General features: G+C 62.2%; 26 protein-coding genes. 17 read left to right on the top strand and 9 right to left on the bottom strand.

The genetic code is table 11. The annotated features are described in order from the left end of the window. The first annotated feature begins 5 nt into the window (after positions 1-5). The 10 genes from nuoI to ACIPZF_RS18780 all read left to right on the top strand — a co-directional run bounded on the left by nuoI (position 6) and on the right by ACIPZF_RS18780 (position 10922). On the top strand, positions 6-554 hold the full coding sequence (gene nuoI / locus ACIPZF_RS18825) for an NADH-quinone oxidoreductase subunit NuoI (protein ID WP_003251442.1): 549 nt from the start codon (positions 6-8) through the stop codon (positions 552-554). A gap of 10 nt (positions 555-564) precedes the next feature. Then, the gene (gene nuoJ / locus ACIPZF_RS18820; RefSeq protein WP_400802001.1) at positions 565-1065 is read left to right on the top strand and encodes an NADH-quinone oxidoreductase subunit J; all 501 of its coding nucleotides are present in this window, start codon (positions 565-567) and stop codon (positions 1063-1065) included. Between the two features lie 3 nt (positions 1066-1068). Continuing rightward, positions 1069-1377 (top strand): NADH-quinone oxidoreductase subunit NuoK, encoded by a 309-nt coding sequence (gene nuoK / locus ACIPZF_RS18815; protein ID WP_003251446.1) that lies wholly within the window; start codon positions 1069-1071, stop codon positions 1375-1377. Beyond that, positions 1374-3227 (top strand): NADH-quinone oxidoreductase subunit L, encoded by a 1854-nt coding sequence (gene nuoL, locus ACIPZF_RS18810; protein WP_400801999.1) that lies wholly within the window; start codon positions 1374-1376, stop codon positions 3225-3227. The genes nuoK and nuoL overlap by 4 nt, the downstream gene beginning before the upstream one ends. A 40-nt stretch (positions 3228-3267) precedes the next feature. Beyond that, the gene (gene nuoM, locus ACIPZF_RS18805) at positions 3268-4800 is read left to right on the top strand and encodes an NADH-quinone oxidoreductase subunit M (protein ID WP_400801997.1); all 1533 of its coding nucleotides are present in this window, start codon (positions 3268-3270) and stop codon (positions 4798-4800) included. Between the two features lie 7 nt (positions 4801-4807). Next, positions 4808-6277, top strand: coding sequence for an NADH-quinone oxidoreductase subunit NuoN (gene nuoN, locus ACIPZF_RS18800; RefSeq protein WP_400801996.1), 1470 nt, complete (start codon positions 4808-4810; stop codon positions 6275-6277). A 126-nt stretch (positions 6278-6403) separates the two neighbouring features. Beyond that, positions 6404-8455: a TonB-dependent receptor family protein gene (locus ACIPZF_RS18795; RefSeq protein WP_400801994.1), complete on the top strand. Its 2052-nt coding sequence runs from the start codon at positions 6404-6406 to the stop codon at positions 8453-8455. A 97-nt stretch (positions 8456-8552) separates the two neighbouring features. After that, on the top strand, positions 8553-8696 hold the full coding sequence (locus tag ACIPZF_RS18790; RefSeq protein ID WP_400801992.1) for a hypothetical protein: 144 nt from the start codon (positions 8553-8555) through the stop codon (positions 8694-8696). A gap of 90 nt (positions 8697-8786) precedes the next feature. Continuing rightward, on the top strand, positions 8787-9683 hold the full coding sequence (locus ACIPZF_RS18785; protein WP_400801990.1) for a class I SAM-dependent methyltransferase: 897 nt from the start codon (positions 8787-8789) through the stop codon (positions 9681-9683). Positions 9684-9704: 21 nt separating this feature from the next. Next, on the top strand, positions 9705-10922 hold the full coding sequence (locus tag ACIPZF_RS18780; protein ID WP_400801988.1) for a YcaO-like family protein: 1218 nt from the start codon (positions 9705-9707) through the stop codon (positions 10920-10922). 15 nt (positions 10923-10937) lie between these two features. Here ACIPZF_RS18780 and ACIPZF_RS18775 read toward each other — a convergent pair whose 3' ends face one another. After that, entirely contained in the window at positions 10938-11999 is a 1062-nt protein-coding gene (locus tag ACIPZF_RS18775; protein ID WP_400801987.1) for an AI-2E family transporter, read from the bottom strand. A 130-nt stretch (positions 12000-12129) separates the two neighbouring features. Between ACIPZF_RS18775 and yegQ the strand changes: the two genes are divergently transcribed. From yegQ to ACIPZF_RS18760, 3 genes are all read left to right on the top strand, one after another. After that, positions 12130-13458 (top strand): tRNA 5-hydroxyuridine modification protein YegQ, encoded by a 1329-nt coding sequence (yegQ, locus tag ACIPZF_RS18770; protein ID WP_400801985.1) that lies wholly within the window; start codon positions 12130-12132, stop codon positions 13456-13458. 110 nt (positions 13459-13568) lie between these two features. Next, positions 13569-13997 carry a DUF411 domain-containing protein gene (locus ACIPZF_RS18765; protein WP_400801983.1) on the top strand — a complete coding sequence of 143 codons (429 nt, stop codon included), beginning with the start codon at positions 13569-13571 and terminating at the stop codon, positions 13995-13997. Positions 13998-14120: 123 nt separating this feature from the next. Continuing rightward, complete coding sequence (locus tag ACIPZF_RS18760) at positions 14121-15119, top strand: alpha/beta fold hydrolase (protein ID WP_400801981.1); 999 nt, start codon at positions 14121-14123, stop codon at positions 15117-15119. A 109-nt stretch (positions 15120-15228) separates the two neighbouring features. On the opposite strand, the gene ACIPZF_RS18755 is transcribed toward ACIPZF_RS18760, so the two are convergent. The 6 genes from ACIPZF_RS18755 to ACIPZF_RS18730 form a co-directional block, all read right to left on the bottom strand. Further along, on the bottom strand, positions 15229-15810 hold the full coding sequence (locus ACIPZF_RS18755; RefSeq protein WP_400801979.1) for a DinB family protein: 582 nt from the start codon (positions 15808-15810) through the stop codon (positions 15229-15231). A gap of 12 nt (positions 15811-15822) precedes the next feature. Then, a complete protein-coding gene (gene zapE / locus ACIPZF_RS18750) occupies positions 15823-16929 on the bottom strand; it encodes a cell division protein ZapE (protein ID WP_400801977.1) in 1107 nt (368 codons plus the stop codon). 40 nt (positions 16930-16969) lie between these two features. Continuing rightward, positions 16970-18118 carry a PQQ-dependent sugar dehydrogenase gene (locus tag ACIPZF_RS18745; protein WP_400801975.1) on the bottom strand — a complete coding sequence of 383 codons (1149 nt, stop codon included), beginning with the start codon at positions 18116-18118 and terminating at the stop codon, positions 16970-16972. Between the two features lie 22 nt (positions 18119-18140). Then, positions 18141-18458 carry a hypothetical protein gene (locus ACIPZF_RS18740; protein ID WP_400801974.1) on the bottom strand — a complete coding sequence of 106 codons (318 nt, stop codon included), beginning with the start codon at positions 18456-18458 and terminating at the stop codon, positions 18141-18143. Positions 18459-18591: 133 nt separating this feature from the next. Continuing rightward, positions 18592-19557, bottom strand: a complete 966-nt coding sequence (speB, locus tag ACIPZF_RS18735; RefSeq protein ID WP_400801972.1) for an agmatinase — start codon at positions 19555-19557, stop codon at positions 18592-18594. A 22-nt stretch (positions 19558-19579) separates the two neighbouring features. Beyond that, on the bottom strand, positions 19580-20659 hold the full coding sequence (locus tag ACIPZF_RS18730; RefSeq protein WP_400801970.1) for a polyamine ABC transporter substrate-binding protein: 1080 nt from the start codon (positions 20657-20659) through the stop codon (positions 19580-19582). Positions 20660-20761: 102 nt separating this feature from the next. On the opposite strand from ACIPZF_RS18730, the gene ACIPZF_RS18725 reads away from it, so the two are divergent. Together ACIPZF_RS18725 and ACIPZF_RS18720 are read left to right on the top strand one after the other, a co-directional pair. Continuing rightward, a complete protein-coding gene (locus ACIPZF_RS18725) occupies positions 20762-21652 on the top strand; it encodes a LysR family transcriptional regulator (RefSeq protein WP_400801968.1) in 891 nt (296 codons plus the stop codon). Positions 21653-21725: 73 nt separating this feature from the next. Next, positions 21726-22214 carry an LEA type 2 family protein gene (locus ACIPZF_RS18720; protein ID WP_400801967.1) on the top strand — a complete coding sequence of 163 codons (489 nt, stop codon included), beginning with the start codon at positions 21726-21728 and terminating at the stop codon, positions 22212-22214. A 15-nt stretch (positions 22215-22229) separates the two neighbouring features. Here the strand turns inward: ACIPZF_RS18720 and ACIPZF_RS18715 are convergent, their stop codons facing one another. Then, positions 22230-22493, bottom strand: coding sequence for a hypothetical protein (locus ACIPZF_RS18715; RefSeq protein WP_400801965.1), 264 nt, complete (start codon positions 22491-22493; stop codon positions 22230-22232). A 130-nt stretch (positions 22494-22623) separates the two neighbouring features. Between ACIPZF_RS18715 and ACIPZF_RS18710 the strand changes: the two genes are divergently transcribed. Further along, positions 22624-22944 (top strand): YqjD family protein, encoded by a 321-nt coding sequence (locus ACIPZF_RS18710; protein ID WP_400801964.1) that lies wholly within the window; start codon positions 22624-22626, stop codon positions 22942-22944. Positions 22945-22976: 32 nt separating this feature from the next. Here the strand turns inward: ACIPZF_RS18710 and ACIPZF_RS18705 are convergent, their stop codons facing one another. Next, on the bottom strand, positions 22977-23594 hold the full coding sequence (locus ACIPZF_RS18705; RefSeq protein WP_400801962.1) for a tRNA-(ms[2]io[6]A)-hydroxylase: 618 nt from the start codon (positions 23592-23594) through the stop codon (positions 22977-22979). Positions 23595-23747: 153 nt separating this feature from the next. Between ACIPZF_RS18705 and ACIPZF_RS18700 the strand changes: the two genes are divergently transcribed. After that, positions 23748-24620 (top strand): universal stress protein, encoded by an 873-nt coding sequence (locus ACIPZF_RS18700; protein ID WP_400801961.1) that lies wholly within the window; start codon positions 23748-23750, stop codon positions 24618-24620. The last annotated feature ends 99 nt before the right edge of the window (positions 24621-24719 follow it).

Raw genomic sequence — 24719 nt, 5'->3', positions numbered from 1 at the left:
GACCCATGTTCAAGTATATCGGCGACATCGTTAAGGGCACCGGCACACAGCTGCGCAGCCTGGCCATGGTGTTCTCCCACGGGTTCCGCAAGCGCGACACCCTGCAGTACCCCGAAGAACCCGTGTACCTGCCGCCGCGCTACCGCGGCCGCATCGTCCTCACCCGCGACCCCGACGGCGAAGAGCGCTGCGTGGCCTGCAACCTCTGTGCGGTGGCCTGCCCGGTTGGCTGCATCTCGCTGCAGAAGGCTGAAACCGAAGACGGCCGCTGGTACCCGGAGTTCTTCCGCATCAACTTCTCGCGCTGCATCTTCTGCGGCCTGTGCGAGGAAGCGTGCCCGACCACCGCGATCCAGCTGACTCCGGATTTCGAAATGGCCGAGTTCAAGCGTCAGGACCTGGTGTACGAGAAAGAAGATCTGCTGATCTCCGGCCCCGGCAAGAACCCTGACTACAACTTCTACCGTGTTGCGGGTATGGCGATCGCTGGCAAGCCGAAAGGCTCTGCACAGAACGAAGCCGAGCCGATCAACGTGAAGAGCTTGCTCCCATAAGGACAGAAAGATGGAATTCGCTTTCTACTTCGCATCCGGGATCGCCGTGGTCTCCACCCTGCGTGTGGTGACCGGCACCAACCCCGTGCACGCCTTGCTTTACCTGATCATTTCGCTGATTTCCGTGGCGATGATCTTCTTCGCCCTGGGTGCGCCGTTCGCCGGCGCCCTGGAAGTGATCGCCTACGCTGGCGCCATCATGGTGCTGTTCGTCTTCGTGGTGATGATGCTCAACCTCGGGCCGGCTTCGGTCGCCCAGGAGCGCGGCTGGCTCAAGCCCGGTATCTGGGCGGGGCCGGTGATCCTCGGCACCCTGTTGCTGCTCGAACTGCTGTACGTGCTGTTCGTCGCGCCAAGCGGCGCCGGCATCAGCGGCACCACCGTGGGCCCGAAAGCAGTGGGCATCAGCCTGTTCGGCCCGTACCTGCTGGTGGTCGAACTGGCGTCGATGCTGCTGCTCGCGGCAGCGGTCACCGCCTTCCACCTGGGCCGCGTTGAGGCGAAGGAGTAAATCATGGGTGCTATCCCTCTCGAGCATGGTCTGGCGGTCGCCGGCATCCTGTTCTGCTTAGGTCTGGTTGGCCTGATGGTCCGCCGCAACATCCTCTTCGTGCTCATGAGCCTGGAAGTCATGATGAACGCCTCTGCCCTGGCGTTCGTCGTCGCCGGTGCCCGTTGGGTCCAACCCGACGGCCAGGTGATGTTCATTCTGGTGATCAGCCTGGCAGCCGCCGAAGCCAGTATTGGCCTGGCGATCCTGCTGCAGCTGTATCGCCGCTTCCACACTCTCGACATCGATGCTGCCAGTGAGATGCGCGGATGAACCTTATCTTCCTGACTTTCGTCTTCCCCCTGATCGGCTTCCTGCTGCTGTCGTTCTCGCGCGGGCGGTTCTCGGAGAACCTGTCCGCGCTGATCGGCGTCGGCTCGGTCGGCCTCTCGGCGGCCACCGCTGCCTACGTGATCTGGCAGTTCAACGTCGCCCCGCCTGAAGGCGGCGCGTACAGCCAGCTGCTGTGGCAGTGGATGTCGGTGGACGGCTTCGCGCCGAACTTCACCCTGTACGTGGATGGCCTGTCGGTCACCATGCTCGGTGTGGTCACTGGCGTGGGCTTCCTGATCCACCTGTTCGCCTCCTGGTACATGCGTGGCGAAGCCGGCTACTCGCGCTTCTTCTCGTACACCAACCTGTTCATCGCCAGCATGCTGTTCCTGGTGCTGGGCGATAACCTGCTGTTCATCTACTTCGGCTGGGAAGGCGTGGGCCTGTGCTCGTACCTGTTGATCGGTTTCTACTACAGCAACCGCAACAACGGTAACGCCGCACTCAAGGCCTTCATCGTCACCCGTATCGGCGACGTGTTCATGGCCATCGGCCTGTTCATTCTGTTCGCCCAGCTGGGTACCTTGAACGTGCAGGAACTGCTGGTGCTGGCACCGCAGAAGTTCCAGGCGGGTGATACCTGGATGGTCCTGGCGACCTTGATGCTGCTGGGTGGCGCGGTCGGTAAATCGGCCCAGCTGCCGCTGCAGACCTGGCTGGCCGACGCGATGGCGGGCCCGACCCCGGTTTCGGCACTGATCCACGCGGCAACCATGGTGACCGCGGGCGTCTACCTGATCGCTCGTACCAACGGTCTGTTCCTGCTGGCGCCGGACATCCTGCACCTGGTCGGCGTGGTCGGCGGCGTGACCCTGGTACTGGCCGGCTTCGCCGCGCTGGTGCAGACCGACATCAAGCGGATCCTCGCCTACTCGACCATGAGCCAGATCGGCTACATGTTCCTGGCCCTGGGCGTTGGCGCCTGGGACGCGGCGATCTTCCACCTGATGACCCACGCCTTCTTCAAGGCCCTGCTGTTCCTGGCCTCCGGTGCGGTGATCGTGGCCTGCCACCACGAGCAGAACATCTTCAAGATGGGCGGCCTGTGGAAGAAGCTGCCACTGGCCTACGCCAGCTTCGTGGTCGGCGGTGCCGCCCTGGCCGCCTTGCCGATCGTGACCGTGGGCTTCTACTCCAAGGACGAGATCCTCTGGGAAGCCTTCGCCAGCGGCAACACCGGCCTGCTGTACGCCGGCCTGGTCGGTGCGTTCATGACCTCGCTGTACACCTTCCGCCTGATCTTCATCGCCTTCCACGGCGAAGCCAAGACCGAAGCCCACGCTGGCCACGGCATCAGCCACTGGCTGCCACTGGGCGTGCTGATCGTGCTGTCGACCTTCGTCGGCGCCTGGATCACTCCTCCGCTGGCCGGTGTGCTGCCGGAAAGCGCCGGCCACGCTGGTGGTGATGCCAAGCACTCGCTGGAGATCGCCTCGGGCGCCATCGCCATCGCCGGTATCCTGCTGTCGGCCCTGCTGTTCCTGGGCAAGCGCCGCTTCGTCAGCGCCATCGCCAACAGCGGCATCGGCCGCGTCCTGTCGGCCTGGTGGTTCGCCGCCTGGGGCTTCGACTGGATCTACGACAAGCTCTTCGTCAAACCTTACCTGGTGATCAGCCATGTCCTGCGCAAGGATCCGGTTGACCGCAGCATCGGCCTGATCCCTCGGATGGCGCGTGGCGGCCACGTCGCCATGAGCAAGACCGAGACCGGCCAGCTGCGCTGGTACACCGCCTCGATCGCCGTCGGCGCCGTGCTGGTACTCGGTGCTGTGGTAGTGGCTGCGGTATGACTATGAATCTTGCGACTTTGCCAAAGGAAACCAACCCGTCATGATTTTGCCTTGGCTGATCCTGATCCCCTTCATCGGCGGCTTCCTGTGCTGGCTGGGTGAGCGCTTCGGCGCCACCCTGCCGCGCTGGATCGCGCTGCTGACCATGTCCCTGCTGCTTGGCATCGGCCTCTACCTGTGGGGCACCGGCGACTACACCCTGGCGCCTGCGCCAGGTGCCGAACCTGCTTGGGCCATCGAATACAAAGTCGAGTGGATCAAGCGCTTCGGCATCAGCATCCACCTGGCCCTCGACGGCCTGTCGCTGCTGATGATCCTGCTCACCGGCCTGCTCGGTGTGCTGTCGGTACTGTGCTCCTGGAAAGAGATCCAGCGCCACGTCGGCTTCTTCCACCTCAACCTGATGTGGATCCTCGGCGGCGTGGTCGGTGTGTTCCTGGCCCTGGACCTGTTCCTGTTCTTCTTCTTCTGGGAAATGATGCTGGTGCCGATGTATTTCCTCATCGCGCTCTGGGGTCACAGCTCCGCAGACGGCAAGAAGACCCGGATCTACGCCGCAACCAAGTTCTTCATCTTCACCCAGGCCAGCGGCCTGATCATGCTGGTGGCGATCCTGGGCCTGGTGCTGTTCAACTACAACACCACCGGCGTGCTGACCTTCAACTACAGCGACCTGCTCAAGGCCGAGCTGCCGGCCGGCGTCGAGTACATCCTGATGCTGGGCTTCTTCATCGCCTTCGCGGTCAAGCTGCCGATCGTGCCGTTCCACTCCTGGCTGCCTGATGCCCACGCCCAGGCACCGACCGCAGGTTCCGTGGACCTGGCGGGTATCTTGCTGAAGACCGCGGCCTATGGCCTGCTGCGCTTCGCCCTGCCGCTGTTCCCGAACGCTTCGGCAGAGTTTGCGCCGATCGCCATGACCCTGGGCCTGATCGGTATCTTCTACGGTGCCTTCCTGGCCTTCGCGCAAAGCGACATCAAGCGCCTGATCGCCTTCTCCAGCGTCTCGCACATGGGCTTCGTGCTGATCGGTATCTACTCCGGCAGCCAGCAGGCCCTGCAAGGCGCGGTGATCCAGATGCTGGCCCACGGCCTGTCGGCTGCCGCGTTGTTCATCCTGTCCGGCCAGCTGTACGAGCGCCTGCACACCCGTGACATGCGTCAGATGGGCGGCCTGTGGCACCGCATCGCCTACCTGCCTGCCATCAGCCTGTTCTTCGCCGCCGCCTCCCTGGGCCTGCCTGGTACCGGCAACTTCGTCGGCGAGTTCCTGATCCTGATCGGCAGCTTCGCCAGCGTGCCGTGGATTACCGTGATCGCGACCACCGGCCTGGTGTTCGGCTCGGTCTACTCGCTGATCATGATCCACCGCGCCTACTTCGGCCCAAGCAAGAGCGACACCGTGCTGGCTGGCATGGACGGCCGCGAGCTGATCATGGTGCTTGGCCTGGCGGTGCTGCTGATCGTTCTGGGCGTGTATCCACAGCCGTTCCTCGACACCTCTGCCGCCACCATGAGTGGTGTGCAGCAGTGGCTCGGTTCCGCTTTCACTCAACTCGCTTCGGCCCGGTAAGAGCGCTATGGAATTCACCACTCAACACTTCATCGCATTGGCGCCGATGCTGATCACCACCATCACCACGGTGGTGGTGATGCTGGCGATCGCCTGGAAGCGCAACCACTCGCAGACCTTCCTGCTGTCCACCGTGGGCCTGAACCTGGCCCTGCTGTCGATCTTGCCGGTCTTGAAGGTCGCGCCGCTGGCGGTCACCCCGCTGATCACCATCGACAAGTTCGCCTGCCTGTACATGGCGATCATCCTGGTGGCCACGCTGGCCTGCGTCACCCTCGCCCACGCCTACCTTGGCGAGGGCTCCAAGGGCTTCCCGGGCAACCGTGAAGAACTCTACCTGCTGCTGCTGATGTCGGCCCTCGGTGGCCTGGTGCTGGTCAGCGCCAACCACCTCGCCGGCCTGTTCATCGGCCTGGAACTGCTGTCGGTGCCGGTGTATGGCCTGGTGGCGTATGCGTTCTTCAACAAGCGGTCGCTGGAAGCGGGCATCAAGTACATGGTGCTGTCGGCTGCAGGCTCGGCGTTCCTGCTGTTCGGCATGGCGCTGCTGTACGCCGATGCGGGCAGCCTGAGCTTCGACCAGATCGGCAAGGCATTGGCTGCCACCAGCATGCCAAGCCTGGTGGCCCAACTGGGCCTGGGCATGATGCTGGTCGGCCTGGCCTTCAAACTGTCGCTGGTACCCTTCCACCTGTGGACCCCGGACGTGTACGAGGGTGCCCCGGCGCCGGTCGCCGCGTTCCTGGCCACCGCCAGCAAGGTCGCGGTATTTGCCGTGGTCGTGCGCCTGTTCATGCTCTCCCCTGCTGCCAGCAGTGGCGTGCTGAGCACCGTACTGGCCGTGATCGCGGTCGCCTCGATCCTGATCGGCAACCTGCTGGCGCTGACCCAGAGCAACCTCAAGCGTCTGCTCGGTTACTCGTCCATCGCCCACTTTGGCTACCTGCTGATCGCCCTGATCGCCAGCAAGGGCCTGGCCCTGGAAGCCATGGGCGTGTACCTGGTCACCTACGTGATCACCAGCCTCGGCGCCTTCGGTGTGATCACCCTGATGTCCTCGCCTTATGGCGGCCGTGACGCCGACGCGCTGTACGAGTACCGCGGCCTGTTCTGGCGTCGCCCGTACCTGACTGCGGTACTGACCGTGATGATGCTGTCGCTGGCTGGTATTCCGCTGACTGCAGGCTTCATCGGCAAGTTCTACATCATCGCCACCGGCGTCGAGTCGCACCTGTGGTGGCTGGTCGGTGCTCTGGTGATCGGTAGCGCCATCGGCGTGTACTACTACCTGCGCGTCATGGTCACCCTGTACCTGGTCGAGCCGAACCTGCGTCGCCACGACGCCCCGCTGAAGTGGGAACAGCGCACCGGTGGCGTCATGCTGCTGGCCATCGCCATCCTCGCCTTCGTCCTGGGTGTGTACCCGCAGCCTCTGCTGGAAATGGTCCAGCAGGCTGGCCTGCAACTGATCGGCTGATTGTTCAGCGATTCGGAGAACCCCGCCTCGGCGGGGTTTTTCTTTTTCCGGGCTACAGAACGAAAGCTGTGCTTCGTCTGACAGTTGCAGCGTCAGATTCCCGCTTATCGATCTGGAACCCATGAAATGCGCCCCTCCCTCCCCCTCTCCTTGCTGGCCCTGTTGGTTGCCAACGCAGCCCAAGCCACAGGCCGTGTCGAACTCGATCAGGTGTTGATCGAAGACCAGCAACAGACCGAACTGGAAAGCGCCGCCGAGCGCCTGCGGGAAATCCCCGGCGCCAGCAATCTGGTGGACATGAACAAGGTGGGCCAGGGGCGGGTCGCCAGCAATCAGGATGTGCTGGCCTACCAGCCCGGTGTGTTCGCCCAATCAGCGGGCAACGACGGCATCAAGCTATCTATCCGTGGCTCGGGCATCAACCGCGCGCCCGGCGCGCACGGTTCAGGCGTGTACACGATGTTCGACGGGTTGCCACTGACCGGCCCTGGCGGTACGCCCTACGAGCTGTTCGAGCCGCTGTGGCTGAGCCGCGCCGAAGTGTTGCGCGGGGCCAACGGTTTCGATGTGGGCTCGCTGGCCTTGGGCGGCGCGATCAACTACGTGACCCACACCGGCTACGATGCCGCCCCGCTTGAGGTGCGTTACGAAGCAGGCAGCCGTGGCTACCAGCACCGGCACATCAGTTCGGGGCAGGTGTTGGGCAATCTCGACTACTACGTGGCCCTGACCGACTCGGAGTATGACGGCTACCAGGACCACAGCAGCGGCAGCGCCAAAGGCATCGCCGCCAATGTCGGCTATCGCTTCAACCCGAACCTGGAAACACGTTTCTACCTGCGCTACCGGGAAACCGAGAACGACCTGGCCGGGCGCCTGACCAAAGACCAGATCAAGCACGACCCGCGCGCCGCCAATGCCGCGTACCTGGCCCGCGACGACAGCCGCCCGCAACCGGGCAGCACCTGGGTCGCCAACAAGACCACCTTTTACCTCGAAGACGATGCCCGCATCGAAGCCGGGCTGGTCTATCACGACTTCCCGATGGACCTGCGCGAAGGCCCGATGCGCCTGAAGGTCGCCTACACCGATGTCAGCGGCACGCTCAACTACATGCGCCGTGACACCCTGTTCGGTCACGAAAGCAAGACCACGGTCGGTTGGCGCACCACCAAGCACCTGCCCAACAGTGGCGCCTCGCAGTTCGCCCGCAGCAGCGGCGACAACTTCGGCGCGCGCAGCCGCGACTTCAGCTATCAGGGTTCGGACACCGTGCTGCATGTCGGCAACGACCTGGAACTGACCCCCGACCTTTGGCTGACCACGGGCCTGGCGATGATCTACACCCGACGTGAAAGCGACGTCACCTACCCTGCCACCGGTGGCAAGGTCAGCCAGCACGACTGGGACTATGCGCCGCGCCTGGGCCTGCGTTACGACATCAGCCCACAGCTGCAGGTGTATGGCAACCTGAGCCGCTCGGTCGAACCGCCGCACCCATGGTCGCTGATCTGGAGCTCGACGGTCGCCACGCAACCGATCGAAATGCAGAACCAGACCGCCACCACGCTGGAACTGGGTGCACGTGGCGATTCGGCGCTGGGCCGTTGGGACCTGGCCTGGTACTACTCGCAAGTGCGCCACGAACTGTTGGCGGTGGAGATCGTGCAAGGCCAGCCGGCCAAGGAGTTCAACGCCAGCGCCACCGTGCACCAAGGCGTAGAGGCCGGCCTGGACAGCACCCTCTGGGAGCGCCCGGGCACTGGCAAGCTCAACCTGCGCCAGGCCTACACCTTCAGCGACTTCCACTACCGCGACGACGACAGGTTCGATGACAACCGCCTGCCTGGCATCCCGATGCACTACTACCAGGCCGAACTGCGTTACGACTGGCCGAGCGGGTTCTACGCCGGGGTCAACACGCAAATGGCCTCCAAGGTGCAAGTCGACTACGCCAACAGTTACCACGCCGATGCCTACGCGTTGCTGGGTGCGCGACTCGGCTGGGATTCGCCGAAGCAGGACTGGCAGACCTGGCTGGACTTGCGCAATCTGACCAACAAGCGTTATGCGGCAACGGTGACACCGGGCTACGACGATGCTGGGCAGGACATCGCCCGGTCGACGCCCGGGGAAGGCTTTGGGGTTTATGCCGGAGTCGCCTATCGGTTCAACTGACCACGTCTCAAGAAACATTTCCCTCTCGAAAGAGGTCTTGGCCAAGACGATAGTAGCTCCTGTGGCAATAAAGCCACGCACGCAAAGGAGTTTTACCATGGGTGGTTACACCAAAGGCTGGGTCAATTCCTTCAAAGACCGCGATGCTCAAACTGCTTCGCAAGACGCCGAGAAGAAAAACCAGCCGCTCACTACCGAGCAGCTGGCTCGACATGAAAAGAAAGTGCTGAACGACAAGTAACGCACTGGGCCAGGTAACCGCCAAGGCTGCCTGGCCACCCACCGCGTCCTGCATGCTGCCTCATCTGAAACATCTGCAGAGGTGACGAACATGGCTACTGTCGTGAAGCAGCTGTTCGAGCCCATCGGTCCTGCACTGAATGCACTGTTCGTACTCACTGTCGAGGGTGTCGAATACCTGGGCCGCAAACAGCGTGACGAGCACCAGGAACTGGGCAGTCGGCTGACTCCCGACATGCTCTATGGCCGATTGCTCAAGTCCACATGGAGCGATCAGGGCTTGAACTGCTGTTACCAACCGATCGCCAGTGCGAATAAACGCGCCCTGTTTCGCCAGGCGTTGCTTGCCCCGCACAACCGCGTGCATTTTCCTTTCCCGGTTCTCGGGCAACAGTGCGAGGAGCTGTTCGCTTCAGCGGACTACTGGAACAATCCAGAGCAACTGGCTACCAACCTGGACCGCCAGGAGCAGCATTTTCGCGATGCATGCCACGTGCTTCTCGAAAAGCGCTTGCCTGAAGGGGCCTTGATCCATGACCCCGCTTGCTCGACAGGCACGTTCATCGCCTCGATCGCCCGCGCCTTACCCAGAGTGCGCTGTATGGGCGCAGATGCGTCGCTCAACATGATCGAACATGCCAGGCGCCATCATCGGTCGAACAACCTGGCATTCCGACGCGCCGATGCCCATACGCCGGCAGTCCCGCTCGCATCCTGCGATGCACTGATCCTGCGTTTCTTGAATGCTGAAGTCATGCCACGACAAACCGCCGTAAATCTCTTCCATTCGCTGGCCAGACTGCTGAGGGCCGATGGCGTGATGATCCTGTTCGGGCATACGCCACTGCTGTTCGAGGTCAGTGTCGAAGCGCGCCGCGCGGGCATGGTGGTCCACCGCAGCCTGGCCGGCACTGCAACAGGGGACAGCCTGTTTCAGTTCTACCACCTCGAACATCGAAGCCTGCCCTGCCTACCCATTGCGCCTTGAGCCCTGACACCGAGGAAACCCATGGAAAGCAAACTTCCCCCTGAGCGTGAAATCAGCTTGAGCCAGGCACTGGCGCGAATCGATGCGCAGCTGGCTGCATTGTCCTTGAAGGTGGAGGAACGCCAGCTGGGCGCAGCCATTGGCTCCGTTCTGGTGAAGCTCGAAGCATCGACCGGCTGCACTGCCCGAGGCAGTGGCAAAGGGACCCTTGCCGAAGCAACGGTAGGTGCTCGGTTCGAGGCGCTCGAACATTACCTGGATGAACATCATCAGCGTCACTGGGTAATCCGCGAAAGTACGGAGCTTGCCGCCGACCTGCGTCTGAAGGACGATTTTTTGCAACCCTGGCTGCTGGAGCAACCTGATACAAGACTTGCCTGCCAGCGCTACCTGACCGCAGACGGCCAGTCACTGTTCGACTATCCTATTGGCGTGACACGGCCTGACTATGCGCAAGCCTCGCTGCCAGGCGATACATTCAACTACGACGGTCTGCGCCGATACAGCAGCAACGACGGCTCGGCGATCGGTGCAAGCCGAAGTGAAGCGGTTCTGCATGCACTGAACCAGCTCATCGAACGTGATGCGCTTTCCCTGTTCATGCTTCGCCACTTCTACTTCCAGCGCCCCGACACACTGCATCGCGTGATCAAGCCTGCCGACGACTCGGACTTGTCGATGCTCTGGGAGCAGGCTGAACGCCAACTCGGCGCGTCGATCGCGGTACTGGACATCAGCAGTGAGTTTGCCAGCCGGACCTACCTGGCTTGGTGCCCGCACTCACCCCATCGGCTGCATGAAGGCCTCACCGGTAGCGGCGCTGCTCTGGATCCTCGACATGGTATTCGGCGGGCAATCAGTGAACTGGTGCAGATGTGCCTGAACGCCAGGGTGCCTGCGGCCGCCCTGGAGCTTCAGGAAGCGGAACTGCAGCTTCGCAGCTGGCCCAGGTTGCACCGCTGTTTGCAGCTACAGCTGACGCCACTGCTTGAAACGACGGTGATGGATATCGTCTTGCCCACGCCGATGGCACGCGTGCCCGTCACGGAACAGGTGCAGACGGTGCTGCAGGACCTGCATCAGCATGGACGCGTGGCCGGTATCTGCGAAGTTTTCCGTGGCGATCAGGGCATCAGCTTCGTCAATGTCGTGGTACCTGGCCTGGAGCGTTTTCATCTGGTGTCCAGTGGCAATGTCGTGTTGCCTCATGCTCGTGGCATGCAACTGGCTCCCGCATAGGGATCAGCATGAGTGTCACGGCAATTGCACCTGCGGCTTGGTCGCCGCGAAAATCCCCCAACTGGACATGAACAGCGCGGCAATCAGCGGCCCGATCACGAACCCGTTGAGCCCGAATACCGCCAGCCCACCCAAGGTGGACACCAGGATCAGGTAATCGGGCATGCGCGTGTCCTTGCCCACCAGGATCGGCCGCAACACGTTGTCTACCAGGCCAATCACCAGCACGCCAAAGGCCGTCAGGATCAGCCCCTGCAGGATCGCCCCGGTCAACAGAAAGTACGCCGCCACCGGCGCCCAGATGATCCCCGCGCCCACTGCCGGCAGCAGCGACAGGAAAGCCATCAGCACCGCCCAGACCAGCGCACTGGGAATGTCCAGCACCCAGAAGATGAACCCACCCAGCGCCCCTTGGGTAATGGCCACCAGCACATTGCCTTTGACCGTGGCCCGCACCACCCGGTTGAACTTCAGCTGCAGGCGGCGTTTCTGGTGTTCCGGCAGGGGCACAGCGAGGCGTACACGGCGCGCCACGTCGGCGCCCTCGCGCAGGAAGAAGAACAGCAGGTACAGCATGATGCCGAAGCTCACCAGAAACTCGAAGGTGCCCTGGCCAAAACTGAATGCCTGGCTGGCCAGGACCTGACTGCCTTGCGTTGCCCATTTGGTAATCTTGTCGCGCAACCCATCCAGATTACCCATGCCCATAGTATCCAGACTGTGCTGGATGAACGGCGGCAGCATGTCCATACCGCGCTCGACATAACCGGCAATGTCTAACTGCCCGGTCTCGATGCGCTGGTAGAGCACGGCGCCCTCCTGCACCAACAAAGCGCTGGTGATGATCACCGGCATGATGGCCACCAACAGGCACACCAGCAACGTCGTACCGGCAGCCAGATTGCGCCGCCGGCCAAAGCGTATGAGCAAGTTGCGTTGCAGCGGCGCGAACAGGATGCCAAGAATCACCGCCCAGAAAATGGCGCCATAGTACGGCAGCAGGATCCAGCCGAAGGCTATGGTCACCAGCGCCAGCAATACTGCCAGGGCTTTGTTCTGGAGAGCGGTCTGGTTCATGGAGCGTCCTCAAGTGTCCTGAACATTAGTGCACGGCGTAATCGCAAAAGTGCCGTCGCATCCTTGATTCAAATCAACATGGCTCCAGCGGGCAGGCCTTAGGATCCGCGCTTTTTGCCCCGGTGCGCACATGAATCTTCCCGCCAAGCCCGAACTGCTGGCCCCTGCCGGCTCCCTCAAGACCCTGCGCTATGCATTCGCCTACGGCGCCGATGCAGTCTATGCCGGGCAGCCGCGTTACAGCTTGCGGGTGCGTAACAACGAATTCGATCACGCCAACCTGGCCTTGGGTATCCAGGAGGCACACCAGTTGGGCAAGCGGTTTTACGTGGTGGTCAATATCGCACCGCATAACGCCAAGCTGAAAACCTTCCTCAAGGACTTGGCACCCGTCATCGAGATGGGCCCCGATGCACTGATCATGTCGGACCCAGGCCTGATCATGCTGGTGCGCGAGCATTTCCCGCAGATGCCGGTGCACCTGTCGGTACAGGCCAATACGGTCAACTGGGCCAGCGTGCGGTTCTGGCAACAGGTGGGCCTGAGCCGGGTGATCCTGTCGCGGGAGCTTTCCCTGGAAGAGATCGAAGAAATCCGCCAGCAAGTACCGGACATGGAACTGGAGGTGTTCGTCCATGGCGCGCTGTGCATGGCGTACTCAGGCCGTTGCCTGTTGTCGGGCTACCTCAACAAACGTGATGCCAACCAGGGAACCTGCACCAACGCCTGCCGCTGGAAGTACGACGCCACAGCGGCCACCGAGAACGCCACGGGCGACATCGTGCGCGAGGTCGAACCGACCTTGGGCCGCGGCGCGCCGACCGAACAGGTTTTCCTGCTGCAGGAGAGCAACCGCCCAGGCAGCGAAATGCCCGCGTTCGAGGATGAACACGGCACCTACATCATGAATGCCAAGGACCTGCGCGCCATCCAGCACGTCGAACGACTTGCGGCCATGGGCGTGCACTCGCTGAAAATCGAGGGCCGCACCAAGTCGCACTTCTACTGCGCCCGCGCGGTACAGTCGTACCGCAAGGCCATTGATGACGCCGCCGCCGGGCGGCCTTTCGACATGGGCCTGATGGACAACCTGGAGTCGCTGGCACAGCGCGGCTACACCGAAGGTTTTCTGCGCCGCCATGTGCATGACGAATACCAGAACTACTTGCGGGGCAATTCGTTGTCCGAACGCCAGCAGTTCGTCGGCGAGTTGACGGGTGTGCGAGTCGACGGCCTGGCCGAGGTCAAGGTCAAGAACCGCTTCGTCGTCGGTGATCACCTGGAGCTGATGACCCCGCGCGGTAACTACCACTTCGACCTGCACCGCCTTTGCGATCGTCAGCAACGGGCCATCGAAGTGGCACCGGGAGACGGTCATGTGGTGTACCTGCCGATCCCTGAACAGGTTGCGCTGGAGTACGGCCTGCTGATGCGCGACCTGGGCGAGCAGCTTGCCTGACAATGCTGTAATGTCTGCCTCAGCTGGCTGACAGGTGCACTCGGCGAGGATGGTGACCCGCCGCACTTTCGTCAGGCGTGCGTCTGCGTTTTCAAAGGAGTGGTTCGACCATGCTGCACAAACACCTGATCGCTATCGGCCTGCTGGCCATCACCGGCCTGGCCCAGGCCGCCGAGATCATCGATGTCTACCGCGACCCCAACTGTGGCTGCTGCAAGGCCTGGATCAGCCACCTGCGCGACAACGGCTTTACCGTCAACGACCATGTCGAGCCGAACATGAGCGCGGTCAAGCAGCGCCTGGGCGTGGCGCCACGTTTGGCGTCGTGCCACACAGGCGTTATAGACGGCAAGTTCGTCGAAGGCCATGTGCCGGCCGAACAGGTACGTCTGCTGGCCAAGCGCAGCGACCTCAAGGGCCTGGCCGTGCCGGGCATGCCGATGGGCTCGCCGGGCATGGAAATGGGCGATCACAAGGACGCCTATCAGGTTATCGGGGTGACCCAGGATGGCCAGGACACCGTGGTCGCCAACTACTGAGGCTCGGCCCCTGGGGGCAACTCTGCGTCGCTGGTTCATGCCTGGTAACACCTTTAACGTTTAAGGTGCTTCTGTGACTGTTAAAGTCGCCAATTCCTACATGGTCCTACACGGAGTGCCCCCATGCTGCGCGCAACCGCCCTGGCCTTGGCCTGCCTCGTCGGCGCCCCGGCCATCGCCGCCGAATCGCCCACCTACGGTAAACAGCTCGAAGGCTTCAGTTACCCTCACCCCCTCAAGCATTTCGACTTTCAGTCCCAGGGCCAGCGCCTGCAGATGGGCTACATGGACGTGGCAGCCAAAGGCCAGGCCAATGGCCGCAGCGTAGTGCTGATGCACGGCAAGAACTTCTGCGCTGCCACCTGGGAAACCACCATCGATGCATTGAGCCAGGCTGGCTACCGGGTCATCGCACCTGACCAGATCGGCTTCTGCACGTCGAGCAAGCCGGATTACTACCAGTACAGTTTTCAGCAGTTGGCCAACAACACCCATGCCCTGCTGGAGCAGTTGGGCATCGAGCAGGCAATCATCCTCGGCCATTCCACCGGGGGCATGCTGGCCACCCGCTATGCGCTGATGTACCCGCAGCAGGTCGAGCGCCTGGCGATGGTCAACCCGATCGGCCTGGAAGACTGGAAGGCCCTGGGCGTGCCCTACCGCACGGTCGACCAGTGGTATGCCCGCGAACTCAAGCTCGATGCCGAAGGCGTGCGCGAGTATGAGCGCAAGACCTATTACGCGGGGCGCTGGAAACCCGAGTATGAGCGCTGGGTGCAGATGCTGGTGGGGTTGAACAAAGGCCCGGGCCATGAAGTGGTGGCATGGAACTCGGCACTGATCTACGACATGATCTTCACCCAGCCGGTGTACCACGAGTTCAAGGACCTGAAAATGCCGACCCTGCTGCTGATCGGTGACCAGGACAGTACGGCCATTGGCAGTGATATCGCTCCGCCGGAAGTCAAGGCGCGGTTGGGGCACTACAAGGAACTCGGCCCGCAGGTGGCCAAGTTGATTCCGCAGGGTGAACTGGTGACCTTCGAAGGCATGGGGCATGCGCCGCAGATCGAAGAGCCGCGGCGTTTCAACAAGACACTGATCGAGTGGCTTGGGAAGTAGAACCCTGCCCGTCACCGGTGGGAGCGGCTTTAGCCGCGAAGCGGACAACGCGGTGGATGGCACCGGCTTTGCCGGTGTTCGCGGCTGAAGCCGCTCCTACAGGGGGCTGCTAACCCCTCCAGATCTGGCTTTCTGTCCAGCCCAACTCGGCAAAGTCTGCCTCGCGCAACCCGGCCTCTTCTTCGCAGAAAAACTCATCGAGCTGCGGTGGCCGCACCGCCGTATCGCTGAGCATCGCATGGACCTGCCCGCGGTGATGGATCTGATGCTCGAACAAATGCGCCAACAGGCGCAAGCGCGGTTCGCGTTGCACACGGTCGGGCCGCACGATGCTGACATAGCGCGCCAGTTGCTCATCGTGCAGCCCACAGCAATAGGTGATCAGCCGTCGGTCGGCCTGGGCCTGCTGGGCATGCAGGTCGGTACAGGTGGCGAATGGCTGTTCCGGCTCGAAGAAACGCTCGCCATCAGGCTCAGGCGCCTCACCGCGCTGCTCGCACTCGAGCATGTGCAGGTAGAACCAGTCCACCGTCAACAGATGATTGAGGGTGGCCTTGATGGATGGAAAGAAACTGCAGCGAGGGGCGACGAACTCGTCCTGGGTCAGTTGCAGGCAAGCCTTGTACAGGCGGTGATTGGCCCAGCCATTGTTATAGGCCTGGGTCAGCAGATGGTGCGACAGCGGCTCCATGGGTCGGCTCCTTCAGGCGAAGCGTTGCAGTTGCATCTCCCGTAGCCGGCTCAGGGTCCGTTGATACGGGAACGCCAGATACCCTTGAGTGTAGAGCGCTTCCAGCGGTACCTGCGCCTCGAGGTACAGCGCCACCCTGCGGTCGTAACACTCGTCGACCAATGCGATGAAGCGGCGCACGGCGTCATCCTTGGGCGACAGCGCCGGCAACTGACGATCACCTGCCTCCACCCGCGCAGCGCCGTCTTCGGTACCTCGGGCGATGCGCCCGGCACGCTGCTGGCCGCTCAGGGCCGGAATGCCCTCCACCAGGATTGCCGAGAAACGATCACACAGGGCCATGAAATCGATTGCCGCCAAGGGCTGTTCGCACAGGTCGGTGAAGCGGCACCAGAGTGCTTGCGGGCTGTGCCGGACCACTTGGATGTGCCGTGCCCCGATCGACAGCGGCGTCGTGCTACCCGGGTCATCCACGCTGAGCTGCTGGAACACCGCCGCCAAGGCCCCGGCCCCGCCCTCTTCAGCTACCCAATAGCGCTGGCGTGCTACCCCAGGGTGAAGACGATGGTCTTGCTCGCCAGCCACCGGCATCACCTGCATGTGCCGCTCGATGGCGCTAATGGCCGGCAGGAAGCGCTCGCGATTGAAGCCGTCACGATACAGCTGTTGCGGCGGCTGGTTGGAGGTGGCAACCACTACTACACCGTGGTCGAACAGCACCTGGAACAGGCGGCCGAGGATGATCGCATCGCCAATGTCGCTGACGAACAACTCGTCGAAGCACAGCACGCGGATTTGCCCCGCCAGTTCCCGGGCCAAGGCTTGCAAGGGGTCGGCGGTGCCATTGAGCTGGAACAGGCGCTGATGCACCCAGGCCATGAAATGGTGAAAATGCTGGCGCCGAGCCGGGATGCTCAGGCAGCGGTGGAACAGGTCCATGAGCCAGGTCTTGCCGCGGCCCACCGGGCCCCATAGGTAGATACCCTGAGCGGCCCGGCCCTGCTCGACAGCCTCGAAACAGGCTTGCAGAGCGCTGACGGCCAAGGCTTGCGCCGGGTCGGGAATGTAGCCTTGATCGGCAAGTGCCTGCTGGTAGAGAGAACTGGGATCGAGCGCCATGCAGCATTATGTGCATGGGCCCGACCGTCGGCAACCCGCCTCAGCCCTCGCTCAGGCCCACTTTCAGCAAGGCCCCGTCCTTGTCATCGGTCAGCACATACAGATAACCATCCGGCCCGACCCGCACATCGCGGATGCGCGCCTTCAGATCGCCCAGCAAACGCTCTTCATGCACGATCTTGTCACCATCGAGTTGCAGGCGGATCAACTCCTGGGTCGCCAGCGCGCCGATGAACAGATTGTGATCCCAAGCCTTGAAGGTCGGGCTGTCATAGAAGGCCATGCCGCTGATCCCAGGCGATTTTTCCCAGACATGGTGCGGGTCGACCATGCCATCGACATGCTCGCCCTTGGCTTCGGGAATCGCCAACATGGAATAGTTGATGCCATGCGTAGCGATGGGCCAACCGTAATTCTTGCCTGCCTGCGGGATGTTGATCTCGTCACCGCCGCGTGGGCCGTGCTCGTGGGTCCAGAGCTTGCCGCTCCAAGGGTTGAGCGCCGCACCCTGCTGGTTGCGGTGGCCGAACGACCAGATCTCGGGGCGCACGTTGTTCTTGCCGACGAAGGGATTGTCCTTGGGTACTTCGCCATCAGGCAGGATGCGCACGATCTTGCCTTGGAGTTTGTCCAGGTCCTGTGCGGTCGGGCGCTGGTTGTTTTCGCCCAAGGCGATGAACAGGTAGCCGTCACGGTCGAACACCAGCCGCGAGCCGAAGTGGTTGCCAACCGAAAGCTTGGGTTGCTGGCGGAAGATCACATTGAAGTTCTCCAGCCTGGCGCGGTCTGCGGACAATTGACCGCGGCCAACTGCGGTACCGGCCTTGCCATCGCTGCCCTCCTCGGCATACGACAGGTACAAGGTACGGTCCTTGGCGAACTCCGGCGACAGCACCACATCGAGCAGGCCGCCCTGGCCCTCGGCCCAGACCTTGGGCACGCCGCTGATGGGTGGGCCAACCTTGCCTTCGGCATTGACCACACGCAGGTTACCGGGACGTTCGGTAATCAGCATGTCCTTGCCGCCCGGCAGGAACGCCAGGGCCCATGGGTTGCGCAGACCATCGGCCACCGTGCTGACGGTGATCTGGCCTTCTTCGCTTGAGAACTGCTGCTCGGCGGCGGCGTGCGCGAACAGCGGCAACAATGTGGCGGCGGTTAGTGTGGTCAGCCAGGTAGCTCGGATCATGCAGAAGTCCTTTCAAAGGGGCTCAAGGCGCGCGCTGGGTATCACGCGGTGGGCGGGTGGGTTCCGGATTGGGCGTCTGTTGTTGACGGCGCAGGTTGTCACCATTGCCGATGCCACGGTTGTCCAGGGACGGTGTGCGCTGGATTGGCGCCGTCGAAGGACCACGCACGGGCGGCGCAGGTTGCATGCTGCCCTGGCGGCTGTTGGGGTTGGCACGCTGGATGGGGCTGTTGTAGGGGTTGTTGTTACTGGCGGCCAGTTGCAGCGGCTGCACGGGTGCCGCCTGTGCAGGCAGGCACAGCAACAGGCTGATGGCCAGGGTTGGCAATGTCAGGTTCATGCTTCACCTCATGTACGAAAAGGCGCGCCTCATGCGTTGGATAGCCTAAGGCGCGAGGGGTTCGCGGCAAAAGTGTGAATGCGATTCGTGATGTTTCAGTATGAACCTGTCGGAGCCTGCGCGGCCCCCTTGATCAGCGAGCGGTATCGACCTTGTGCCGCGCCGCATACAGGCAAAGCATCTCCATGGCCAGCGTTGCGCCTGCCAAGGCGGTGATGTCGGCATGATCATAGGCCGGCGCCACCTCGACCAGGTCCATGCCCACCAGGTTGATGCCACGCAGGCCACCGAGAATCTCCAGCGCCTGCACCGTGGTCAGCCCGCCGCACACTGGCGTGCCGGTACCGGGTGCATAGGCCGGGTCGAGGCAGTCGATGTCGAAGGTCAGATACACCGGTCGCTCACCAACCCGCTGGCGGATCGCCGCGATCACCGCTTCGGTACCCTGGCGATGCACGTGCCGAGCATCGAGGATGGCGAAGCCTTGGCTGTCGTCATTGGTCGTGCGCAAACCGATCTGCACCGAGCATGACGGGTCGACCAGGCCCTCGCGCGCGGCGTGCCAGAACATGGTGCCGTGGTCGATACGTTTGCCCTCCTCGTCCGGCCAGGTGTCGCTGTGCGCGTCGAAATGAATCAGCGCCAGGGGGCCATGACGCCGGGCGTGAGCCTTGAGCAACGGGTAGCTGATGAAATGGTCGCCGCCCAGGGTAAGCATGGCGCAGCCTGCTTCGAGGATGTGCTCGGCGTGGGCTTCGATGCTGTCCGGGACCGACTGCGGCGTACCACTGTCGAACGCGCAATCGCCGTAGTCGATGACCGCCAGGTGGTCGAACGGGTCGAATGCCCAGGGCCAATGGCGCGCCCAGGCCTGCTGCACCGAGGCTGCGCGGATCGCTCGCGGCCCGAAGCGCGCGCCAGGGCGGTTGCTGGTGGCGGTGTCGAACGGCACGCCGCTGACCACCACGTCCACCCCGCGCAGGTCGCGGCTGTAGCGTCGGCGGGAGAAACTGGTAATACCGGCGTAGGTACTTTCCGCTGCGGTGCCATACAGGCTGTCGCGGGTGATGGCCTGGTCGTTGTTATGGGCTTGCTCCACGGTCCGTCTCCTTTGTTATGGGTTATTGGCGTGTGCGGAATGCCGTCCACAGGCGGTTGCGCTGGCGAAGGTCGGACAACGCCATGCTGCGGTCAGCAAACAGGCGCTCACGCACAGCGGCGGGCGGATAGATATCCGGGTCATTGCGCACGGCCTCGTCGACCAGGGGCGTCGCAGCCTGGTTGGCGTTGGCGAAGAACAGCGTGTTGGTCAGCGCGGCGACCGATTCGGGTTTCAGCATGAAGGCGATGAAAGCCCGGGCCGCTTCCGGATGCGGGGCATCCTTGGGAATGACCAGGTTGTCCTGCCAGACCAGCGTCCCTTCACGGGGAATGCGGTAGATCAGCTCGAACGGCTTGCCCGCGCGGCGCGCCTGATCGGCAGCCATGGCGGCGTCGCCGTTGTAGGTCAACGCCAGGCACACGCTGCCATTGGCCAGGTCATTGATCTGCCGGCCATTGGCGACATAGCTGATCGACGGTTGTAACTGGCTCAGCAGGTTCTGCGCCGCAGCCAGGTCGGCCTTGTCCTGGCTGTATGGGTCCTTGCCCAGGTAGTTCAGCGCCACGCCGATCACCTCCTGGGGAGAGTCGGGCATGGCGATGCCGCATTCTTTCAGCCGGCTGGAATACTCGGGCTTGAACAGCAGGTCCAGGCTGTCCATTGGCACATCTCCCAGGCGTTGGCGCACGGCCTCGACATTGACGCCCAGGCCCAGCGTGCCCCAGGTGTAAGGCACAGCGTAACGATTGCCGGGGTCGGCTTCGGCCAGCTTGGCCAGCAGGTCTTCGTCGAGGTTGGCGTAACCCGGCATGCCCTGCGCGTCCAGAGGCTGCAGGGCATTGGCCTGGAGTGCCCGCGCCAGTACGGTGGACGACGGCACCACCACGTCATAGCCGCTGCCACCGGTCAGCAGCTTGGTTTCCAGCACCTCGGTGGTGTCGAAGGTGTCGTAGCGCACCTTGTAGCCAGTTTCTTTTTCGAAGCGCTGCAAGGTTTCCGGGGCTACGTAGTCCGCCCAACTGTAAAGATTCACCACCTTTTCTTCGGCGTGCAGGGGCACGGCCAGGAACAGGGACAGCAGACACAACGATCGACGCATGACGGACACCTCGGCTGATGGGTGGATGCCGCCAGCATGCCAGCCGGGTTACATTGCAAGAATGACAAGTTTGCAAAGCTGACATTCATCAGGAGCAATGTGATGCTTGGACAACTGCACGACCCTGACCTGCATCTGCTACGGCTGTTCGTCACTGTAGTCGAGGCCGGTGGGTTCAGCGCCGCCCAGGGCGTTTCAGGCCTGAGCCAGCCCACCATCAGCCAGCGCATGGCACAACTGGAAGCGCGCCTGGGCTATCGCCTGTGCAGCCGGGGCAAGCGTGGGTTTCGTCTGACCGAAAAGGGTGAACTTCTGCTGGACGCTGCGCGGGCCTTGCTGGTGAGCATCGAGCAGTTTCGCCAGCAGGCCAATGGCGTGAGCGGGCGTTTGCTGGGCACAGTACGGATAGGCATGGCGGAGAATCAGGATCCGGCCGTCAGCCTGCGACTGGCGTCTGCCATTTCACGCTTTCGCGAACGGGACGAGTCGGTGCAGCTGGAACTGATCAGCGCCCCTCCGGCTGAGCTGGAGCGACTGCTGCTGGAGCAGCGCCTGGACTACGCCATCAGCTACTTCTCCGGTAACCAGGCGGCGTTCGATTACCAGCCGTTGTTCGAGGAGCGCCAACGGTTGTACTGCGCCAAAGGGCATCCCCTGTTCGACCTGGCGCAGGTGACGCGCGAGCAATTGCTGGAAGCGGACCAGGTACGGCACCCCTATCGTTTTCTCAAGGGTGGCGAACCGTTCCAGAGCCGGCGCAGCATGGCCGTGGCTGAGCAGATCGAGAGTGTTCTGACATTCATTCTGTCGGCGCGGCATATCGGTTTTCTGCCTTGCCATAGCGCTGCCGGCCTGGAGCGCCAGGGGATGTTGCGGGCGCTGGATAGCGAACTGGACTTCGTCGTGCCTTTTACTTTAGCCAGGCATCGGGCCCAGGCGCCTGGAGAAGCACAACAAGCGTTTGCGCAGGATCTGCGGACCGCCTTCAGTTGATCGAACGCTACTTTCAACGCCAGTGTGCATTTGCCACACTGCAGACCTGACTCTGTTGGCAAGGTCCACGCCCATGACTGCCCGTTTGTACCGCTGCTTCCCGCTGTTGCTGGTCTTGCTATTGGCAGCCGGCCTCAATGCCTGCGCGCTGTTTCAGCCACGCGACCCTTTGAACATCAGCGTGATCGGCATCGAACCGCTGGCCGGACAGGAGCTGGAAATGCGCATGGCGGTAAAGATGCGCGTGCAGAACCCCAATGAGGCAGCGGTCGACTACAACGGTATCGCGCTGAAACTGGAGGTCAATGGCCAACCGCTGGCGTCTGGGGTCAGCGACCAGCCGGGGCATGTTGGCCGCTACGGCGAAGCGGTGGTGGTGGTGCCGGTGAGCATCACAGCCTTTGGCTTCCTGCGCCAGGCCTATGGCCTGAGCAAGCTCGACTCGCTGCAGGGGATGCCCTACGTGCTGCGCGGCAAATTGGCCAACGGGCCGTTTGGAACCGTTCGCTTCACCGACGAGGGCAAGCTCGACCTGCCCAAAGGTAACAGCCTGCCTTGGTGACAGGGCCTTTCCATATCAGCGGTTGGCGCTGGCTGCGGCCATCATCTTGTTGACTTCGCTGCGAACCATCGCGGCGTATTCCGGCGGCGACATACCTTCCAATTCGGCACGCACCCATTCGGCCCACTTGCCCTTGCGACGCGATTTTTCCGAGATCAGCCGAGCGGCCTCGCCCTTGGCCTTGCCGAGATTGTTCTGCCACATCTCGAACAGCCGGGCCTTTTCCGCCTCGATCTGCGCCCGTTCCTGGTGACTTCTGTTGGCCAGATTGAAACTCATGAAGATACCTGCCTGGTGAAAATGGCCGCTATCTTAACACCGAGGCGCTACTTGATCGGTAGGTCAGCGCAACTTTCCCGGCGTGCCGGCATCCATTGCTTACCCCCCCCCCATCGACGAGGACGACTTCATGGCCCGAAAAACTGCCATTGCAGCCAACAGCGAGCAGATCAAGGACCAGGTGTTCAGCGAGCTGCAGGCATTGATCCAAGAATCGGAAAAGCTGCTCAACGACAGCGCCTCCCTGGTCGGCGAGGAAGCCGACACGCTGCGTGCGCAGGTCAGCCAGAAATTGCGCCAGGCTGTGGAGGCTGCCGGCCAGGTGCGCGCCAAGGCACAACCGGTGGTCGAGGCCACCCACGACTATATTGGCGGGCATCCATGGCAGACGGTTGCAGTTTCAGCGGGCTTTGGCCTGGTGATCGGCCTGTTGCTGGGGCGTCGCTACTAAATCGTTAATCGTGCGCTGCCGCCTGCTGCTGATCAGGCGGCTTGCGCCATTGGAATACCGCTGTGAAAGCGTAGCTCCTGGTCTGGAGACTGAATCAACTCAGCTTCAGCTTCGCGCACCAACAGCACACGCTTGGCAATGTCTGCCTGATCCCCATAGTGGTGAGCCAGCTTCAGATAGCCTTGGTAGTGGCGTGCCTCGCTTTTCAGCAACCCGTGGTAGAACCTGCCGAGCTCCTCATCCAGGTGCGGTACCAAGGCTGCGAAGCGCTCGCAGCTTCGGGCTTCGATGAATGCCCCCACCACCAGCGTATCCACCAGTTTTACCGGCTCATGGGCCCGCACCAGGCGGCGCAAGCCGGATGCGTAGCGCCCTGCCGACACCGGCCGCAATGGTACACCTCGGCGCTTCATCAGGCGCAGTACCTGCTCGTGATGCACCAATTCTTCACGGGCCAGGCGCGACATCATGTTGATCAGGTCCAGATGGGTGTTGTACTTGGCGATCAGGCTAAGTGCCGTGCTGGCCGCTTTGAACTCGCAGTTCTTGTGGTCGATCAGCAAGGTTTCCTGGTCGGCGAGCGCCGCTTCGATCCAGGCGTCTGGAGTAGGACAGCCAAGAAAGGCATCGATTTCGGGGATCAGGGACATAAACGTACAACCACACAGGCAGGCAGGACCGGCGATTATACCGGCGGCGGCTGCAAGCGCCAGTGGCTATGCTTGATGTATATCAAGCGGCGACACAAGGAGCGCCGACTATAGTCAGGCATTGGCCGCCACCTTTGAACGGAGTTCATGCCCATGCAAGCTGTCCGCAGCATTCTTGTCGTTCTCGACCCCGAACATGCCCATAGCCGTGCATTGACCCGCGCGAAGCTTATTGCGGGCGTAACCGGTGCCCGCCTCCATCTGCTGATGTGCGACAAGAAACATGACCATAGTGCATTGCTCAGCCTTTTGAGCAGCCAGTTGCATGATGATGGTTATGACAATGTCACCCATGAGCAGGCATGGCATGACACGTTGCAGGAATCGATCATAGCTGTGCAGCAAGCCGAAGGCTGCGAATTGGTGATCAAGGAACATCGCCCGGATAATCCATTGAAGAAAGCTTTGCTTACGCCAACCGACTGGAAGCTGTTGCGCCAGTGCCCTTGTGCTGTGCTGATGGTGAAGAGTGAGCGGCCTTGGACCGGTGGGGTGATTCTTGCGGCTGTCGATGTGGGCAATCAGGATGAAGACCATCGCCGATTGCATGCGAGCATCATTGATCATGGGTATGCAATTGCAGGTCTGGCCAAAGGTGATCTGCATGTGATCAGCGCCCATCCCTCACCCATGCTGGCAGCTTCGGACCCGGTTTATCAGCTCAGCGAGACCATCGAGAAACGCTATCGGGCAGCCTGCAGCGCATTCCAGGCAGAATACGACATCAGCGAAGATCGCCTGCATGTCGCAGAGGGGCCAGCGGATGTGCTGATTCCCTTTACCGAGAAGAAGCTCGATGCGGTGGTAACGGTGATCGGCACTGTCGCCCGCACCGGTATTTCTGGAGCCTTGATCGGCAACACCTCGGAAGTGGTGCTCGATGCGCTGGAGAGTGATGTATTGGTACTCAAAAGCGAAGAATCGATCGCACACCTGGCCGAAGTAGCTCGTGGCAAGGACACCTGAAGCTGAAAAGACAAAACCCCTACCTGCTCGCGCAGATAGGGGTTTTGCGAAATGAATCTTGACGATGACCTACTCTCACATGGGGAAACCCCACACTAC

Origin of the sequence: Pseudomonas sp. NPDC089752 (genome assembly GCF_044748725.1) — a bacterium.
In the GTDB taxonomy this organism is placed as follows: Bacteria; Pseudomonadota; Gammaproteobacteria; order Pseudomonadales; family Pseudomonadaceae; genus Aquipseudomonas.
The sequence above is the reverse complement of the archived record's forward strand: the minus strand, read 5'-3'. Positions and strand labels throughout refer to the sequence as shown.

What these genes read in the sequence shown, in the direction of transcription:
- ACIPZF_RS18705 (WP_400801962.1), bottom strand. Translation starts at nt 23,594, where the DNA reads ATGTCCCTGATCCCCGAAATCGATGCCTTTCTTGGCTGTCCTACTCCA.
- yegQ (WP_400801985.1), top strand. Translation starts at nt 12,130, where the DNA reads ATGAATCTTCCCGCCAAGCCCGAACTGCTGGCCCCTGCCGGCTCCCTC.
- ACIPZF_RS18700 (WP_400801961.1), top strand. Translation starts at nt 23,748, where the DNA reads ATGCAAGCTGTCCGCAGCATTCTTGTCGTTCTCGACCCCGAACATGCC.
- ACIPZF_RS18730 (WP_400801970.1), bottom strand. Translation starts at nt 20,659, where the DNA reads ATGCGTCGATCGTTGTGTCTGCTGTCCCTGTTCCTGGCCGTGCCCCTG.
- ACIPZF_RS18720 (WP_400801967.1), top strand. Translation starts at nt 21,726, where the DNA reads ATGACTGCCCGTTTGTACCGCTGCTTCCCGCTGTTGCTGGTCTTGCTA.
- nuoI (WP_003251442.1), top strand. Translation starts at nt 6, where the DNA reads ATGTTCAAGTATATCGGCGACATCGTTAAGGGCACCGGCACACAGCTG.
- ACIPZF_RS18795 (WP_400801994.1), top strand. Translation starts at nt 6,404, where the DNA reads ATGCGCCCCTCCCTCCCCCTCTCCTTGCTGGCCCTGTTGGTTGCCAAC.
- ACIPZF_RS18755 (WP_400801979.1), bottom strand. Translation starts at nt 15,810, where the DNA reads ATGGAGCCGCTGTCGCACCATCTGCTGACCCAGGCCTATAACAATGGC.
- ACIPZF_RS18760 (WP_400801981.1), top strand. Translation starts at nt 14,121, where the DNA reads ATGCTGCGCGCAACCGCCCTGGCCTTGGCCTGCCTCGTCGGCGCCCCG.
- ACIPZF_RS18790 (WP_400801992.1), top strand. Translation starts at nt 8,553, where the DNA reads ATGGGTGGTTACACCAAAGGCTGGGTCAATTCCTTCAAAGACCGCGAT.
- nuoM (WP_400801997.1), top strand. Translation starts at nt 3,268, where the DNA reads ATGATTTTGCCTTGGCTGATCCTGATCCCCTTCATCGGCGGCTTCCTG.
- ACIPZF_RS18745 (WP_400801975.1), bottom strand. Translation starts at nt 18,118, where the DNA reads ATGATCCGAGCTACCTGGCTGACCACACTAACCGCCGCCACATTGTTG.
- ACIPZF_RS18785 (WP_400801990.1), top strand. Translation starts at nt 8,787, where the DNA reads ATGGCTACTGTCGTGAAGCAGCTGTTCGAGCCCATCGGTCCTGCACTG.
- ACIPZF_RS18775 (WP_400801987.1), bottom strand. Translation starts at nt 11,999, where the DNA reads ATGAACCAGACCGCTCTCCAGAACAAAGCCCTGGCAGTATTGCTGGCG.
- ACIPZF_RS18765 (WP_400801983.1), top strand. Translation starts at nt 13,569, where the DNA reads ATGCTGCACAAACACCTGATCGCTATCGGCCTGCTGGCCATCACCGGC.
- nuoN (WP_400801996.1), top strand. Translation starts at nt 4,808, where the DNA reads ATGGAATTCACCACTCAACACTTCATCGCATTGGCGCCGATGCTGATC.
- ACIPZF_RS18740 (WP_400801974.1), bottom strand. Translation starts at nt 18,458, where the DNA reads ATGAACCTGACATTGCCAACCCTGGCCATCAGCCTGTTGCTGTGCCTG.
- ACIPZF_RS18725 (WP_400801968.1), top strand. Translation starts at nt 20,762, where the DNA reads ATGCTTGGACAACTGCACGACCCTGACCTGCATCTGCTACGGCTGTTC.
- ACIPZF_RS18780 (WP_400801988.1), top strand. Translation starts at nt 9,705, where the DNA reads ATGGAAAGCAAACTTCCCCCTGAGCGTGAAATCAGCTTGAGCCAGGCA.
- zapE (WP_400801977.1), bottom strand. Translation starts at nt 16,929, where the DNA reads ATGGCGCTCGATCCCAGTTCTCTCTACCAGCAGGCACTTGCCGATCAA.
- ACIPZF_RS18710 (WP_400801964.1), top strand. Translation starts at nt 22,624, where the DNA reads ATGGCCCGAAAAACTGCCATTGCAGCCAACAGCGAGCAGATCAAGGAC.
- nuoL (WP_400801999.1), top strand. Translation starts at nt 1,374, where the DNA reads ATGAACCTTATCTTCCTGACTTTCGTCTTCCCCCTGATCGGCTTCCTG.
- ACIPZF_RS18715 (WP_400801965.1), bottom strand. Translation starts at nt 22,493, where the DNA reads ATGAGTTTCAATCTGGCCAACAGAAGTCACCAGGAACGGGCGCAGATC.
- nuoK (WP_003251446.1), top strand. Translation starts at nt 1,069, where the DNA reads ATGGGTGCTATCCCTCTCGAGCATGGTCTGGCGGTCGCCGGCATCCTG.
- nuoJ (WP_400802001.1), top strand. Translation starts at nt 565, where the DNA reads ATGGAATTCGCTTTCTACTTCGCATCCGGGATCGCCGTGGTCTCCACC.